This is a genomic window from Methylotenera sp., assembly GCF_030653755.1.
Classification (GTDB): Bacteria; Pseudomonadota; Gammaproteobacteria; order Burkholderiales; family Methylophilaceae; genus Methylotenera.
Genome location: NZ_JAURYU010000041.1, coordinates 1 through 15,011 on the forward strand (window position 1 = coordinate 1; position 15,011 = coordinate 15,011).

The following is a 15,011-nucleotide window of genomic DNA, read 5'->3' on the forward strand; positions in this document are numbered from 1 at the left end:
AAAATTGCATGATCATCCGCGATAATGACTTTTATTTTATGTTTTTTACTCATCACTCACACCATCGTTTCATTTTTGAACAACAATCCACGCAAAGCTATTGCATACACACGTAATAATATTTTTAGCAAAATTCTTCAGCCACTACTCTATGGGCAATGTGACCGTAATTGCAGTGCCATTATCTGCAAGTTTATCAATATCAAAGCTACCGTATAAGGCAGCAACTCGCTCTTGCATCCCTCTCAAACCAAAAGAGTTCGGTTTATAAGTATCTGCAAAATCAATGCCCACGCCATTATCACTAATTTTCATGATTATTTCACCATAATGTAGATTCAACTCCACATTCACAGCTGTTGCATTTGCATGCTTCGCAATATTAGACATCGACTCTTGGCAAATCCGAAATAAAGTAATTGCTTGATCAGGCGTCACCATAATCTCTGATTGATTGGTCGTAAAGGTACACGACACACCCACTTGCTTTTCAAACTCTTTAGCCTGCCACTCGAGCGCTGCAACAATCCCCAAGTCTAATATATTAGGCCTCAGATCACTCGATATTTTATGGATAGCTTCAAATGTATTATCTACAATAGACTCTAAACCTTTTGCCTGCTCAACAGAAACTGTCTGGCCTGCTGTTAATCGATTAATGATAGAGGCCAAGCTAATTTTAATTGCAGTTAAATTACCCCCTAAATCATCATGAATCTCTCGAGCGATTCTAGTACGCTCTAACTCTTTAATTTGATTCATGTGCACAGTTAGTCGGGCCAACTCATGGCGCGATTCTTGCAGTTCATACTTTTCATTTCTGCTTTGAGTGATATTAATCATAATACCAACCCATTGAATAACCCCATCATTTAAAACTTTTGGGATTGCTCGCAGATTAATCCACTTATTATCCTGCCAATCATTAATCCAGACTCTTCCCTCCCAATCTAACTGAGTAAGCTCATCTGCAGAAAGTTTTAAACGCTTTCTTAATGAGGCTCTATCTCTTGGGTTCATCATAGCAAAAAATAGCTTTGACTCCTGCATCAAGTCAGATGCATTCAAACCTAGCAATGCTTTACAAGCGTCACTAAGATAGCTAAAAACAACATCACCATTAGGATCAAGCTGTAACTGAAAAACTAAGCCTGGCGTATTCGAAATAATGGCCTCCACTCTTGACTCACTATCCATTAAAACTTGATTAAAATTACTTTTACACTCGCGGCAATCACTCACTGATATTGGTGAAAAATCATTTTTAATGATTAATAAAAAAGTTTTCTGGGCTAGCTCAATCAACTTAACACGTAACTGATCATGGCCTTTGTGTCCAATAATAGGCGTCTGATCCTGCATCAATCGTAAGAATTTTTTGTCATTTCGATGAGCATAAAAATGTGCTTTTAAAGTTGTGTTACTCACACCCAGTACATCTAAAAGCTTATGTGCTTGTAACTCATGCAAATCACAATTTGTATTGCTTATTACACTTTGATTGGCATAAATAAGCTTCATATCTGAAGCATCAAGCAGATAAATTTCATCCGCGATTGCATGAAATAGTTCATTCAGGAATTGTGGGTTCTCATTTAAAAACACAGGTAGAGACTCTTGAGGTACTTTAATCGAAACAGTCATTTGATTAAACCTTATATTTTCAATGAATGAGAAAAATACTAAATCGCAAAAATAAGCTTAGGCATAAAACTTATTATACATTTAAGTATTCATACAAAAGACCTAGGTATCACTCAAAGTGCTAATATTGACGATTGTGTTGGTACTTAAATTTTTATTTTTACATTCAAAGTGATTGATTGCAAATCTCAAAAAAAACACCTACACACTTTTTTTCTTACCCATTTTTAAGTCATAATTATGGGGTGTTTTAATACTAGCCGATGAGAAAACATGCGCATATTGTTAATTGACAACACTGAACTTAACATCACATTACTGAAGCATCTCATTAAAAAGATTCCAGAATACGAACCCATTGCATTTACTAATCCTCTCAAGGCACTTATCTGGTGCAGAGATAATGAGCCTGATTTAGTTGTCGTCAATTATGGAATGCCCGAAATGGATGGCATCCAATTCACTCAGCAATTCAGAGGTTTCGTCAACAACGCTGAGATTCCAGTCTTAATGGTGACAGCTAACAGTGACACGTCAATACGCCAAAAAGCACTTGCTAGCGGAGTGACTGACTTTCTCAACAAACCTTTAGATAATATTGAATTTATCACTCGCGCAAGAAACATGCTTGCATTACGCCAAAGCCAAAAAGCATTAATAGATCGTGCCGCATGGCTAGACGATGAAGTACGCAAAGCGACTGCAAAAATTAAAGATCAAGAACGTGAAACGATATTCTGCCTAGCAAAAGCCGCTGAATATCGCGACCCAGAAACTGGTGCTCACATTCAGCGTATGGCGCATTATTCTAAACATATTGCACACGTGCTTGGTTTGTCTCTTCAAAAACAGGAATTACTACTTGAAGCCGCGCCAATGCATGACATTGGTAAAGTTGGGATTCCTGATGCAATTTTGCTTAAACCAGGCCGCCTAACGCCAGAAGAGTTTGTAATCATGAAGCAGCATGCAACTATTGGTTACGAATTACTCAATGCAAACAGCACTCATTTGCTTAAAATCGCTGCGGAAATTGCACTGACGCATCATGAAAAGTTTGATGGGAGCGGCTACCCTAATGGCTTATCTGGTGAAAACATTCCTTTATTTGGCCGTATTGTTGCTGTAGCGGATGTATTTGATGCGCTCACCTCAGAACGCCCTTACAAAAAAGCATGGTCTATTGAAGACGCTTGCAAACTACTAAGAGAGGGTAGTGGCCAACATTTTGACCCCATCTGTGTGGATGCTTTCTTTAGTGACTTTGATGAAATCATGAACATTAAAAATACCTTCTTAGATGAAGCCATTGAAGCTGAAAACCACGCTCTATTTTAATGCAAACAAAAGACTTAACTAGCAGCAATATTTTTGAATCACAATAACATACACAAATATCAACAAAGCACTAACGTAAACCTAGCAAAGTATTGTAAAATTCCGTCTGGCGGGCCTCCCCGCATTGTGAAGTAGCCAATCTGGTCAGGTGCGGAAGCAAGCAGCCACAACTATTAAGCAAGTGCCGGGGTCAAGGCTCGCCTCCTCTTCTCTTTAGCCAAAGCACAATTAAAAAGTTAAAGAATCTCCTAATAATTTAAAGACGAAAATACAATTTTCAGCTAAAGTTTAGGCTATGTCATATCAAGTGCTCGCGCGTAAATGGCGCCCAAAATCGTTTGAAACACTGGTCGGTCAAGACCACGTAGTCCGTGCGCTCACCAATGCTCTTGAACAAAACCGATTGCACCATGCTTACTTGTTTACTGGCACACGTGGTGTCGGCAAAACCACACTAGCGCGTATTCTGGCAAAATCTCTCAATTGCGAAACTGGCATCACAGCAAAGCCTTGTGGTGTTTGCAATGCCTGCACAGAAATTGATAAAGGTCGGTTCGTTGATTTAATCGAAGTGGATGCGGCAAGTAATACCCAAGTAGATGCAATGCGCGATTTACTTGATAACGCACAATATGCGCCAACCGCTGGTCGCTTCAAAGTGTATATCATTGATGAAGTACACATGCTTTCAAAGAGCGCATTCAATGCCATGCTTAAAACGCTGGAAGAGCCGCCCGCTCACGTTAAGTTTATTCTAGCAACTACAGACCCTCAAAAAGTACCAGTGACGGTACTGTCACGTTGCTTACAATTCAATTTACGTCAAATGGCTGGCACTTCCATTACAGGCCATTTACAGAATATCCTGACCCAAGAAAACATTACCTTTGAACCAACCGCACTTCACTTAATTTCGCGTGCAGCTGCTGGCAGCATGCGTGATGCACTCTCCCTCACAGATCAAGCCATCGCTTATGGTGGTCAAACAGTGAACGAGTCAGAAGTCCGCGCCATGCTGGGAGCCATTGATCAAAGCTACTTATATCAACTATTAGATGCACTACTCGCTAATGACGGCAACAGTCTGATTAATCAAGCAAAAGCAATGGAAGAACGTAGCATATCATTTGATGCGGCACTTAATGATTTCGCTCAATTACTACATCAAGTTGCTGTCGCACAAACTGTCCCTGAAAGCGTCGCTAACGACCTTCCAGAACGCGAAGCACTATTAGGATTAGCACAAAAAATTCAGCCTGAAACTTTACAGCTCTATTATCAAATCGCCTTACTAGGACGTCGCGACATCGGCTTAGCACCTGATGAGTTTGCTGGCTTTACCATGAGTTTGTTGCGTATGCTAGCATTTACACCAAACGAGAATAGCGCATCGGCTAACAAGACTAAAACACCGAGCCCTATCAACAACACACCTGTTAGCAGTGCTCCAGATAGAAACGCACGTACAGCAACACCCGTCGTGCAAGCTGCAAGTCCAATCAAGCAGCAAGCAGTTACTGAGATTGAAGATGCTACACCTATAAACGAAAAAACACAGATAGAAGCTAACGTACCAGCGCCTATCGATGCTGAAAGCACCTCAGTTTCTACGCAAGCAAACAACAATACCTTTAATGGTAATTGGCGTGCCTTAGTTGACGCATTAAAACTTGGGCTTGCCAGAGAGTTAGCCAAACACTGTGAACTAGTTGCCTATGATGAACACAATATTTCACTAAGCGTGCCAGAAAGCCAAAAACACTTAGTTTCACCTAATTATCAAGAAAAATTAACAACCGCCATTGGTCAGCATTTTGACCGTAAAATCAAATTGCAATTTAGCATAGGCGGCACAGGTAACACCCCTGCTAAACAGATTTTTCAAGAAAAAGCACAAGCACAGGCCAATGCAGAAAACGCAATAGAAGAAGATAGCTTTGTACAAGCGCTGATTGATGATTTTGGCGCAACAATTATTCCCAACAGCATCAAACCAATTTAATTAAATTAAGGAGAACACTATGATGAAAGGTGGCATGGGCAATCTAATGAAACAAGCCCAGCAAATGCAAGCTAACATGCAAAAAGCGCAAGAAGAGCTCGCTAACATTGAAGTTGAAGGTATTGCAGCCAACGGCTTGGTTAAAGTACAAATGACCTGTAAAAATGAAGTGAAACGCGTTACCTTAGATGACAGCGTGATGGATGATAAAGAGACTTTAGAAGATTTATTAGTCATCGCACTCAAAGATGCTACAGCAAAAGCTGAGGCTACCTCTTCTTCGCGCCTATCAAGCTTTATGCCTGCTGGTATGAAACTGCCATTCTAAGTATCAGCCCTAATTTAAGACCTTGATGAAGAACCCGCCTGCCCTTGAACAACTGATTGATAGCTTACGTTGCTTACCAGGCGTGGGGCCAAAGTCGGCACAGCGCATGGCCTATTATCTTTTGCAACGTGATAGGCAAGGCGCAAATGGCTTAGCTTTAGCCCTAAACAATGCACTACAGGTCGTTGACCACTGTAAACTTTGCAATACATTTAGTGAGCAGCCGATTTGTCCGCTGTGTGAATCAGCACAACGAGACAAAACAGTGCTATGTGTAGTAGAAATGCCAACAGACCTTATTATGCTAGAAAATACGCGTGCTTACACTGGCATGTATTTTGTGCTGATGGGTAGGCTGTCTCCATTGGATGGTATTGGTCCTAAAGAGATTCATCTAGATAAACTCATTAAACGTGCCCATGATGGCATTGTAGAAGAAGTCATTTTAGCAACCAACTACACCGTAGAAGGTGATGCAACGGCTCATTACATCAGTGAGTTATTACGTGTACGCGGCATAAAAGTTAGCCGTATTGCGCGTGGCATGCCAATGGGCGGCGAGATTGAATACGTGGATTCAGGAACGTTGGCACAAGCCATGCTAGAGCGTAGAAGCGTATTCAAATAACGCTCAATCGATGGCAGCCTAACAACACAGCTAAGACTCAAGAACGAGTCTTAGCAAGTAGAAGCTATCAAAAAACCTAAACAAAATTAATGTTAACAATCGCTAGATTAATCCTAAAAAATCCAGTGGTTTATTAATCATCCTATCTGCACCCCAAGCTGCCGGTTGATCGGTCTCTGCCAAGTATCCATATAAAGCCACCACAGTTCGCATCCCTGCGGCCTTCCCTGCCTGAATATCACGCTCAGCGTCACCTACATACCAACATTGTGCTGGATTTACATCAACCTGCTTGCAAGCCATCAACAAAGTATCAGGATATGGTTTAGGTCGCGGTGCATCATCACCGCTAACTACGCATGCAGCACGCGCCAGCAAACCGATACTATGCATTAAAGGCTGTGTAAAACGGCGAGGCTTATTCGTTACAACCCCCCAAGGGATATGCTTAGCCTCCAGAGAAATCAACAACTCAGCAATACCATCAAAGAGAATTGGTTGTCGCGTTAAGACTTGGTCATAAATGGCGAGATATTCATCGCGCATCTCTGCAAAATCAGCATCATCAACTGTTAAATCAAATCCTACCGCTAACAAACCTTTAGAGCCATGTGAGGCGTAAGGCCTGATAACCTCTAACGACAACTCTACTAAGCCGTGACGCAATCGTTGCAAGTTGAGCGCGTAAGCAAGGTCGTGCGCGGTATCGACTAAAGTACCGTCTAAATCAAATAAAATCATGATTAATCATCACTAAGTTCTGTATGTATTAGATAGTTGACTGAAACATCATCACCTAAAGAATACTGCTGTGTAAAAGGCTGATAGCTCATTCCGCGCATACCAGATACCGTTAAACCATTTTGTCTTACCCAAGCTGACAGCTCAGATGGCTTAATAAACTTGGCATAATCATGCGTACCCTTGGGTAACATATTCAATAGGTACTCTGCGCCCAGTACCGCAAATAAATACGCTTTAGGGTTACGGTTAATGGTTGAAAAAAACACCGCACCGCCAGGCTTAACCAATTTTGCACACGCCGCCACGATAGAGGCTGGGTCGGGTACATGCTCTAGCATTTCCATACAAGTCACTACATCAAAACTCGCAGGCTGCTCAAGTGCTAACTGCTCTACTGACGTGAGCATATAGCTAACTTTTGCACCGCTCTCTAACTGATGCAATTTAGCGACATTGAGTGCTTTTTCACCCAAATCAATTCCTGAGACATCAGCACCTTTAAAGTACATGGATTCAGACAAAATCCCGCCACCACAACCAACATCAAGCACACGCTTACCACTCAAGCCAGCCAAGCTGTCGATGTAGTTTAAACGCAGTGGGTTAATTTCATGTAAAGGCTTAAATTCACTATTCTTATCCCACCATTTATGGGCAAGTTCGCCAAATTTCTGCAGTTCTAGTACATCTGCATTTAATGTTTGTATTGTCTTAGCTTCGGTTGCCATGTTTGGATAATTTCCTTTAACTCTACTGGTTCTATATTCGCAAATGTTCCATGACTGTAACGCAACTCACCTGCCACCCAAGTATGGGTTACATGTTCACGACCACAGCTATAAACCAAATGCGAGACTGGGTCATAACAAGGTGATATTGAAAAGTCGCTCAGTTTAACGGCCACTAAATCCGCTTGCTTCCCTATTTCGATACTACCAATCTTATGATCTAATCCCATCGCTTTGGCTGCATTAATCGTCACCATTTCAATTGCCTGATATGCAGGCAGTATAGAGGCATCTTCATTGGCACCTTTTGACAACAAAGCAGCAAGGCGCATCTCGCTAAACATATCAAGGCGATTATTGCTCGCAGCGCTGTCAGTACCGATACATACATTGACATTATTTTTTAATAAAGCATTGATTGGCGCAACACCGCTGCCTAACTTTAAGTTAGACGTTGGACAGTGTGCAATATGGCATCCATACTCGGCTAACATATCAATTTCATGTGGCAATAAATGTACGCCGTGTGCGGCGACAAAACCTGGCCCTAGCAAACCAAGATCAGCAATTCTTTTGATGGGTCTCACACCGTAGCCAGACTCACTCTGGCTAAGTTCATCACGAGTTTCATGTAAGTGCGTATGTATCCCCAAGCCCAACTGCTCTGCATAGGTCAATACTTTTTCAAAAGTCTGATTAGATATCGTATAAGGGGCATGTGGCGCCAATGATGAGCTTATCAATGGATTACTGCGCCAACTATCATGCGCTTCAAAACCTTTTTGCAAATAATCATCTGCATCAGCGGCATAATTCGTTGGAAACTCAAGCACAGTTAGCCCTAAATGCGCCCGAATACCAGCTTTGCTAACAGCCATCGCCGTAGCTTGTGGGTAAAAGTACATATCATTAAAACAAGTAGTGCCGCCACTTAACATTTCAGCACTGGCAAGCAAAGATGCATCTGCAACATAACGCTCTGTTACGATTGCACGCTCGGCTGGCCAGATATGATCATTTAGCCAAACCATTAGCGGCAGATCATCTGCAATTCCACGCATTAAGGTCATTGCAGCGTGCGTATGCCCATTAATCAAGCCTGGAATTAAAACATGATCATTTAAAACTACTGACTCACTTGCTGTATATTTCACTCGAGCTTGGGCTGTTGGTAGTACGTCCACAATGATTTGATGATTAATCACAACAGAGTAAAACTCATGTAATGAATTACTTGAGTCTACAGGAACAACCCAGCGAGCTTCTATCATCAGCTCAACGTGGGTAATGGGTATCGGCAATTGTTCTTGTTTTGTCATAGCATCTCATTCTACCAATAAAAAAGCCCCGCAGAGCGGGGCTTTTTAAAACCAGAAAATTATTTACAACCTTTTTCCATTGAACGTGTTGCTTCAATCTCAACACGGCGGTTTGGAGCTAAACATTCGATTAACGCTTTACGACCTTTTACGCCGTCGCAATCCACCAATGGAATCATCTCACCTTTACCAACAGCAACTAGACGATCAGCTTCAACACCTTGAGCAATCAAATAATCACGTACTTGGTTAGCACGTTTTTCAGAAAGTTTTTGGTTGTAAGCTTCACTACCAAGTTTATCTGTATGACCAACCACTTTAACACTTGCAAAGATTTTATTCTCTTTCATTTTAGGCACAACTTCGTTGTCTAAAACGCTAGTATCTTTTAGCTTAGCTTCATCAAAAGCAAACAATTTAGAAGCTTCAATCGTGATTGTTTCATATTGTGGTTCACACACTGGCGCTGGCGCAGGCTCTGCAGCAGCAACTGGCGCAGGTGCAATTGGTGCTGGCTCTGGCTCAACTGCAGCAACTGGCATTACTGCTGGTGCGCCAAAACGGAAGATACCGCCTAAGCTTACTAGCGTGTTACCAATTGTTCTTGTGTCTCTATCAAAAGCACCGTTATCTGTAGTTGTTTTTGCACGGCTCAATTGATGACGTACATCGGCTTGCAAGCCAAATGAATCACTAAACAAATACTGTGCACCTAAACCCACATTTGCCATCCATGAAGTTTTTTTAGCATCAACGTCTGCTGAAGCGTGGCTATAGTCAACATCGTTACGTGCTACACCTAAACCAGCTAACAAGAATGGACGGAATTTTTCACGGCTAAACATGTATAAAGCATCAACGCCTAAAGTTGTTTGTTTATAACGGCCACCAACACCAGCAATACCAGTATCTTCACTTGCGCGGTTATAACCTACTCCACCTTGAATATCCCAGTGCTCAGATAATTCTTTACCAAGCTTGATAAACGCGCCACCGCCGTTATTAGCTTCTAGGTCGTTATCTGTATCCATGTGACTAATACCTGGTAGTGCGTACCAAGCACCGCGGTACATATCTTCTGCAGATACAGCAAATGCTGCTAAACCTAATGTCGCTGCAACAGCGATATTTAAGATATTCTTTTTCATTCTTATTGCTCCTTGTTAATGAAACTTTTGTTGTATTGATGATACCTAGATAGGCGATGTAACGCAACCTACAACTTGTTGTATTTACTAGCTTTCAGCTAACTTTGTTGTTTAAATACAACAAAGTTACAGCCGTTTACGAATTAATTTTATTTTATCACCGTCTAAGCTTAGTTTACGTTGATCGCCTACACACACCCCACCTCTAAAACCAATATATGTTGGAGTGTACATAGCTACTTTTTCTAGATGTTGTATTTTTAGAGATCCCGCCAGTCCAAAAACCATAGCATGATCTTTAACTTGTCTAGAAAATGACATTATTTGCTTATCAGTATAATAATGCATGAAGGTTGCACCATTTTTCTGTGAGGTGTCTAACATTACCCCATAAAAACCTGCATTTTTAATTAGATCAACCAAATGTCTTGGGTACGTCGTTTCAGCAAATAAAACTGCAATTAACTTGACGCCATTCTTTGCAACTTCGGCCAAGGCATCCAAACATGGTTGATAGTCTTCTGATTCAAAAAAGCCTATCTTAACAAAATCAACGTTTGTGTTGGCAACGGCCAACACCTCTTGCAAGATTAAATCTGCTTGCATAGGCAAATCCCCAACCGTTGCACTAGTCAACTGTTGTGCGTGAGTTCTGTGCGTATTCACAAAATTCACGACTTCTTGGATAGTAGCAATAGGCAATGCACCTAATGCGCCCTGTTGAGGGTCTTTTAAATCAATCAAGTCAGCTCCATGCATCAAAGCTAATTGTGCTTCATCAATATCTGTCACGCTAATCAATAATTGTGTCATGCAATTGCAATTCTTAAACCGATGTTATTCATAAATTAGGCCGAATTTCCTTAAGATTAAGTATTCTTATGGCAAGTTCTTTTAAGCTAGATTCTCTTAAGCTAGGTATTCTTAAAGCAAACTCCATTAAACCAAGTTCATTTAAGCTAAATTTTCAGAGTTAAGCGCAGCTTTATGATTTTGCACCACTTCAATCAACCAACCCCAAGCTTCTAGCTCTCTTGGCCCAGCTGTTTTCTCAATGGCAATGGTTAGATAATCCATTTCTTGGCAAATTTTTTCTAGTGGCAATCTTTTTAAACGGCTAACTAGAACTGCTAGCTCAATCACTGCTGCCTGCGCTCGGTTAAATCCTTGAAAGGGTTGATGATAGGCCTCATGAACTACCTCTAGAAAAAGTTGCGGACGTATATCGTCGTCCTCAAATTTCACTAATTTCAGTTCTTTATGTGCTAATACCTCAGTTAATCTAACGCTATTAATCTTGGTAGCTGGCGTTAAACTGCCAACTGGCCTAGAAGTCAAGGTTGCAGCAAACACACGCACATCATCTGTTAAATTAACAACTGCATGCCCCGTTGCTAATATATTCGATAACGTTGTAGATGGTTTAAATGGCGAAATGACAACCAAGCCATCTTGCATACGTATACCAAACGGCGTAACGTGGGCGACGCCTTGGGCATCTACAGAGCTAACGATGGTTTCATAAATCATGCTTTAACTTTCATTGTACTGCGAGTGTTATTACGCTTACGGTTAACAATCACTCACTCGCAAATTTCCTAAACATCTTTTTTTGCACGCTTTTCTTTGATAGAAGTTTCACGATGCGCTACTTTAGCGCCAACATCGGTACGCTTAGCATTAATACCCCAGTCTAACTCCTGATCTTGCACGTAGCGTTTACCCAACTGCCATGCGATTTGCGCGCGAGCCAACTCAACGCCTAGATAAAAAGCATGCGAAGCATCGTTATCCACTTTTAAATCTGGATACAACACAAAGGGATCAAGCGCATCGTAGATACCATCTCGGTTGTAAACATGTAGCCCCTGCTCACTCACCTGAATGCGAAAGCTAGGGTCTTTGATTTGTGATGCAATCTCTTTGATCTCGTCTGCACTGTAGGTAAACGGACGTCTATCATGTAGCCCTAGCAAACTATTACTGTAACCACGTGGCAACCTGTCATCACGTTTTGCAGCATACATCGTGCGCCTGGCAATATCGGCCTCTGGTATAGCATTGATCGCGTGAGGACTCACTGAAGTTGCTAACACAGCACTCACATTAAGCTCACTAATCATCCCGAACAGCAGTGCATTGATTCCCGTTGTGTCTGCATCGGTCAGTTCCGTGAGGTTACCGATGCCCATCATGATATCTATATCAGGGTATTTCTTACGGAGCTGATGGTAGCGAACAATCGAATCAGTCAACCCAAAGTGTATAGGATCAAGAATTGCATCAGCAATAAAAGGTTTACCTAGTTTAATACATGCATCTATAGCACGATACAACGAAGGTAAGCTATGCGGCTTTGCTGGAATCAAGATTGGCGTAGCAGCCACTTCTTGCGCGATCCAAAGTGTTTTTTCAGTGAGACTTAACAGATAATCAGCACCAGCATGCCCAGCTTTGAGTAAATCATCCGTGTTTAGAGAGTCAACACTTACATTTATGCCCTCTAATTTAAGTGCCTTAATGGTTTCCGCAAGATGAGGAAATGGAACAGCTGGTAGACAGCCTAGATCAATGACATTTGCACCCTGCGCCTGATATTGCAGCGCTTTTTGCAAGATGCCTTCAACACTTAAATACGGTGCATCTACAATCTCAGCGAATATTTTTACTTGATATTGGCTCAAGTCTGGTACCGCGCCTTGATGCCCGAAATATTGGGGCAGATCTTTTAAATCTGCTGGGCCACGCTCTACAGGAACGCCATATTTAGCCTCAAGCATCGTCAAATCACCTTGGCACAAACCTGGCACAATCACTTTATCTGCATCACCAGTTTCTTTGACTCTACGCGCAATTAAATCTGGGGTCATTAACGCAGCAACAGAAACACCAATTTGCTCTACACGGTACTTAAAAGGCGGCGTTTTTGGGTTATTTTGTACTTCACTCAGCACCTTGTTCAGACTTTTTTCGGCAAGCTTACCCGTTAAAAAAAGTAGATTTTTCGTCATGCTAGTCAGTTTGCAATGCCAACTGCAAATGCTGTTGAATGCACTTACTTAAGCTATCCATATCTTCAACCACACTGGTCATTTCAAACGATTTAAGTTTTGTAATATTGTCTAAATCAATCTTACGTGGATAAACTTTAACAACGTTGTCTCGTGGTGCTTCTGACTCAAGCTCTGGCGCAGTATCACATGCAAAGACAATACTAGGCACACGTGTTTTTCCTGCTTGCGCAAATAAATTAGTGACTAAGCTATCAGAAAAACCATAAGCCATTTTAGCGATTGTGTTTGAAGTGGCTGGCGCAATCACTAAGCTATGATATTTACCTTGATAAAACAACTCAACAGGCACACTACTCGCTGTCTTATCCTGATAAATACGATGACCAGCAGCATTTAACTCTTGATGAAAACCATATTGCTGAATGATTTCTGCCCCAGCCCTACTTAGAAAAACATCAACGTTTTCTAATGTGTTTAAAATTGCAATTGACTCACGCAAATAGTGCCCAGAGCCTGTAATCGCCCATGCCAAACGTTGACTTTTCTTATCTATCATTTTTAACCAAACATATACTTTGAAGAACACATGACAATCACTACACAAGAAAAAACACCAGACTACTTCTTTGCAAAACATCTACAAAGATCATCTGGCGCACTGATTATTTTCAGCTTTTATTGTGTCAATAGGTGCTAATTAACTTTAATTGCATTCGCACCAAACAATTATTAATTAAGCAAAAGGATGCTCAATAACAATCGTTTCGTCACGTTCAGGGCCTGTAGAAACGATGGCAATCGGCACGCCACATAACGCTTCTAAGCGTTTCAGGTAGTTTTGTGCATTTTTAGGTAAACCATCCCACGTTTTTACACCAAAAGTGGTTTCTGTCCAGCCTGGAACAGTTTCATAAATCGGTTTACATCCAGCTACATCATCTGCACCAATCGGTAATAAATCGATTTTTTTACCATCCAACTCATAACCTGTACAAATATTAAGCGCTTGAATGCCATCTAACACATCTAGCTTAGTGATACATAAACCAGTTAAGCCGTTAATCATTGCAGAGCGACGCAATGCCGCCGCATCAAACCAACCACAACGACGTTTACGTTTAGTCACAGTGCCAATCTCTTGACCTTTATTCGACATTTGATAACCAGGTAGTCCCTGTGTTTCGATATCCAACTCACTAGGGAAAGGTCCGCCACCTACACGTGTTGTGTAAGCCTTAGTGATGCCCAATACATAATGCAACATATTCGCGCCAACGCCTGTGCCTGCAGATGCCTGCCCTGCAATACAATTACTTGACGTTACATACGGGTAAGTACCGTGGTCGATATCTAATAACGTACCTTGTGCACCTTCAAATAATAGATTTTCACCTTTAGCGTTAGCTGTATAAATTTCTGCTGATACATCAGCAATCATCGGTTTTAATGCAATTGCATGCTGCATACTTGCATCATATTGTTGATTAAAATCAACAGGTTTGGCATCAAGGTAATTTGTTAGCACAAAATTATGGTAATCCATTACTTCGCGTAATTTTTCTGAAAAACGCTCAGGATAAAACAAGTCATATACACGTAAAGCGCGACGTGCCACTTTATCTTCGTATGTTGGGCCAATCCCCTTACCTGTGGTGCCAATCTTTTTATCTGTGCTACGTTTAGCTTCGCGCGCAACATCTACAGCCACATGATGGCTCATAATCAATGGACAACCTGGGCTCACTTTTAGACGATTACTCACTTCTAAACCATCTTTTTCTAAAGCAGCAATTTCTTTAAGCAAATGCCCAGCATCTAAAACTACGCCATTGCCGATGTAGCAATTAACACCTGCACGTACGATGCCAGAAGGAACAAGATTAAGCTTATAGATACGTTGCGCATCACCCTGCCCAACCACTAAAGTGTGCCCTGCATTATGGCCACCTTGAAAACGCACAACACCTTGTGCATGATCCGTTAACCAATCAACAATCTTCCCTTTGCCTTCGTCGCCCCACTGCGTACCAATGACGACTACATTTTTTGCTGCTTTATTTGCCATAACGTTTACTTTGATTAAATATTAATTTTTAGAATAGAGATGTTGACTAAGAC

At 41.4% G+C, this 15,011-nt stretch carries 14 protein-coding genes and 1 other RNA gene; 5 read left to right on the top strand and 10 right to left on the bottom strand.

The window, feature by feature from the left end; all coding sequences use genetic code 11:
- Positions 1-144: 144 nt before the first annotated feature.
- The gene (locus Q7U33_RS07025; protein ID WP_304859044.1) at positions 145-1,644 is read right to left on the bottom strand and encodes a sensor histidine kinase; all 1,500 of its coding nucleotides are present in this window, start codon (positions 1,642-1,644) and stop codon (positions 145-147) included.
- Positions 1,645-1,917: 273 nt separating this feature from the next.
- Here Q7U33_RS07025 and Q7U33_RS07030 point away from each other — a divergent pair, with 273 nt between their 5' ends.
- From Q7U33_RS07030 to recR, 5 genes are all read left to right on the top strand, one after another.
- Positions 1,918-2,982 (top strand): HD domain-containing phosphohydrolase, encoded by a 1,065-nt coding sequence (locus Q7U33_RS07030; RefSeq protein WP_304859047.1) that lies wholly within the window; start codon positions 1,918-1,920, stop codon positions 2,980-2,982.
- A gap of 108 nt (positions 2,983-3,090) precedes the next feature.
- Positions 3,091-3,187, top strand: an RNA gene (ffs, locus tag Q7U33_RS07035) — signal recognition particle sRNA small type.
- A 90-nt stretch (positions 3,188-3,277) separates the two neighbouring features.
- On the top strand, positions 3,278-4,984 hold the full coding sequence (dnaX, locus tag Q7U33_RS07040; RefSeq protein ID WP_304859050.1) for a DNA polymerase III subunit gamma/tau: 1,707 nt from the start codon (positions 3,278-3,280) through the stop codon (positions 4,982-4,984).
- Positions 4,985-5,003: 19 nt separating this feature from the next.
- Complete coding sequence (locus tag Q7U33_RS07045) at positions 5,004-5,312, top strand: YbaB/EbfC family nucleoid-associated protein (RefSeq protein WP_304859053.1); 309 nt, start codon at positions 5,004-5,006, stop codon at positions 5,310-5,312.
- A 25-nt stretch (positions 5,313-5,337) separates the two neighbouring features.
- Complete coding sequence (gene recR, locus Q7U33_RS07050; protein WP_304859056.1) at positions 5,338-5,940, top strand: recombination mediator RecR; 603 nt, start codon at positions 5,338-5,340, stop codon at positions 5,938-5,940.
- Between the two features lie 102 nt (positions 5,941-6,042).
- Here the strand turns inward: recR and Q7U33_RS07055 are convergent, their stop codons facing one another.
- The 9 genes from Q7U33_RS07055 to Q7U33_RS07095 all read right to left on the bottom strand — a co-directional run bounded on the left by Q7U33_RS07055 (position 6,043) and on the right by Q7U33_RS07095 (position 14,958).
- Complete coding sequence (locus tag Q7U33_RS07055) at positions 6,043-6,681, bottom strand: HAD family hydrolase (RefSeq protein WP_304859058.1); 639 nt, start codon at positions 6,679-6,681, stop codon at positions 6,043-6,045.
- Between the two features lie 2 nt (positions 6,682-6,683).
- Positions 6,684-7,412, bottom strand: coding sequence for a bifunctional 2-polyprenyl-6-hydroxyphenol methylase/3-demethylubiquinol 3-O-methyltransferase UbiG (ubiG, locus tag Q7U33_RS07060; RefSeq protein WP_304859060.1), 729 nt, complete (start codon positions 7,410-7,412; stop codon positions 6,684-6,686).
- The gene (locus Q7U33_RS07065; protein ID WP_304859063.1) at positions 7,379-8,731 is read right to left on the bottom strand and encodes a TRZ/ATZ family hydrolase; all 1,353 of its coding nucleotides are present in this window, start codon (positions 8,729-8,731) and stop codon (positions 7,379-7,381) included. Before Q7U33_RS07065 ends, ubiG begins: the two co-directional genes overlap by 34 nt.
- Positions 8,732-8,790: 59 nt before the next feature.
- A complete protein-coding gene (locus Q7U33_RS07070) occupies positions 8,791-9,879 on the bottom strand; it encodes an outer membrane beta-barrel protein (RefSeq protein WP_304859065.1) in 1,089 nt (362 codons plus the stop codon).
- Between the two features lie 126 nt (positions 9,880-10,005).
- A complete protein-coding gene (locus tag Q7U33_RS07075; protein ID WP_304859067.1) occupies positions 10,006-10,692 on the bottom strand; it encodes a (5-formylfuran-3-yl)methyl phosphate synthase in 687 nt (228 codons plus the stop codon).
- 141 nt (positions 10,693-10,833) lie between these two features.
- Complete coding sequence (locus Q7U33_RS07080) at positions 10,834-11,409, bottom strand: DUF447 domain-containing protein (RefSeq protein ID WP_304859069.1); 576 nt, start codon at positions 11,407-11,409, stop codon at positions 10,834-10,836.
- A 68-nt stretch (positions 11,410-11,477) separates the two neighbouring features.
- Complete coding sequence (locus tag Q7U33_RS07085) at positions 11,478-12,890, bottom strand: DUF6513 domain-containing protein (RefSeq protein WP_304859071.1); 1,413 nt, start codon at positions 12,888-12,890, stop codon at positions 11,478-11,480.
- Between the two features lies 1 nt (position 12,891).
- Entirely contained in the window at positions 12,892-13,449 is a 558-nt protein-coding gene (locus Q7U33_RS07090) for a flavoprotein (RefSeq protein ID WP_304859073.1), read from the bottom strand.
- 177 nt (positions 13,450-13,626) lie between these two features.
- The gene (locus Q7U33_RS07095) at positions 13,627-14,958 is read right to left on the bottom strand and encodes an adenylosuccinate synthase (protein ID WP_304859076.1); all 1,332 of its coding nucleotides are present in this window, start codon (positions 14,956-14,958) and stop codon (positions 13,627-13,629) included.
- Positions 14,959-15,011 lie beyond the last annotated feature (53 nt).

Coding starts and splice junctions, on each gene's coding strand:
- Q7U33_RS07030 (WP_304859047.1), top strand. CDS start 1,918: ATGCGCATATTGTTAATTGACAACACTGAACTTAACATCACATTACTG.
- Q7U33_RS07090 (WP_304859073.1), bottom strand. CDS start 13,449: ATGATAGATAAGAAAAGTCAACGTTTGGCATGGGCGATTACAGGCTCT.
- Q7U33_RS07080 (WP_304859069.1), bottom strand. CDS start 11,409: ATGATTTATGAAACCATCGTTAGCTCTGTAGATGCCCAAGGCGTCGCC.
- Q7U33_RS07045 (WP_304859053.1), top strand. CDS start 5,004: ATGATGAAAGGTGGCATGGGCAATCTAATGAAACAAGCCCAGCAAATG.
- Q7U33_RS07085 (WP_304859071.1), bottom strand. CDS start 12,890: ATGACGAAAAATCTACTTTTTTTAACGGGTAAGCTTGCCGAAAAAAGT.
- Q7U33_RS07075 (WP_304859067.1), bottom strand. CDS start 10,692: ATGACACAATTATTGATTAGCGTGACAGATATTGATGAAGCACAATTA.
- dnaX (WP_304859050.1), top strand. CDS start 3,278: ATGTCATATCAAGTGCTCGCGCGTAAATGGCGCCCAAAATCGTTTGAA.
- Q7U33_RS07070 (WP_304859065.1), bottom strand. CDS start 9,879: ATGAAAAAGAATATCTTAAATATCGCTGTTGCAGCGACATTAGGTTTA.
- Q7U33_RS07095 (WP_304859076.1), bottom strand. CDS start 14,958: ATGGCAAATAAAGCAGCAAAAAATGTAGTCGTCATTGGTACGCAGTGG.
- Q7U33_RS07055 (WP_304859058.1), bottom strand. CDS start 6,681: ATGATTTTATTTGATTTAGACGGTACTTTAGTCGATACCGCGCACGAC.
- Q7U33_RS07025 (WP_304859044.1), bottom strand. CDS start 1,644: ATGACTGTTTCGATTAAAGTACCTCAAGAGTCTCTACCTGTGTTTTTA.
- ubiG (WP_304859060.1), bottom strand. CDS start 7,412: ATGGCAACCGAAGCTAAGACAATACAAACATTAAATGCAGATGTACTA.
- recR (WP_304859056.1), top strand. CDS start 5,338: ATGAAGAACCCGCCTGCCCTTGAACAACTGATTGATAGCTTACGTTGC.
- Q7U33_RS07065 (WP_304859063.1), bottom strand. CDS start 8,731: ATGACAAAACAAGAACAATTGCCGATACCCATTACCCACGTTGAGCTG.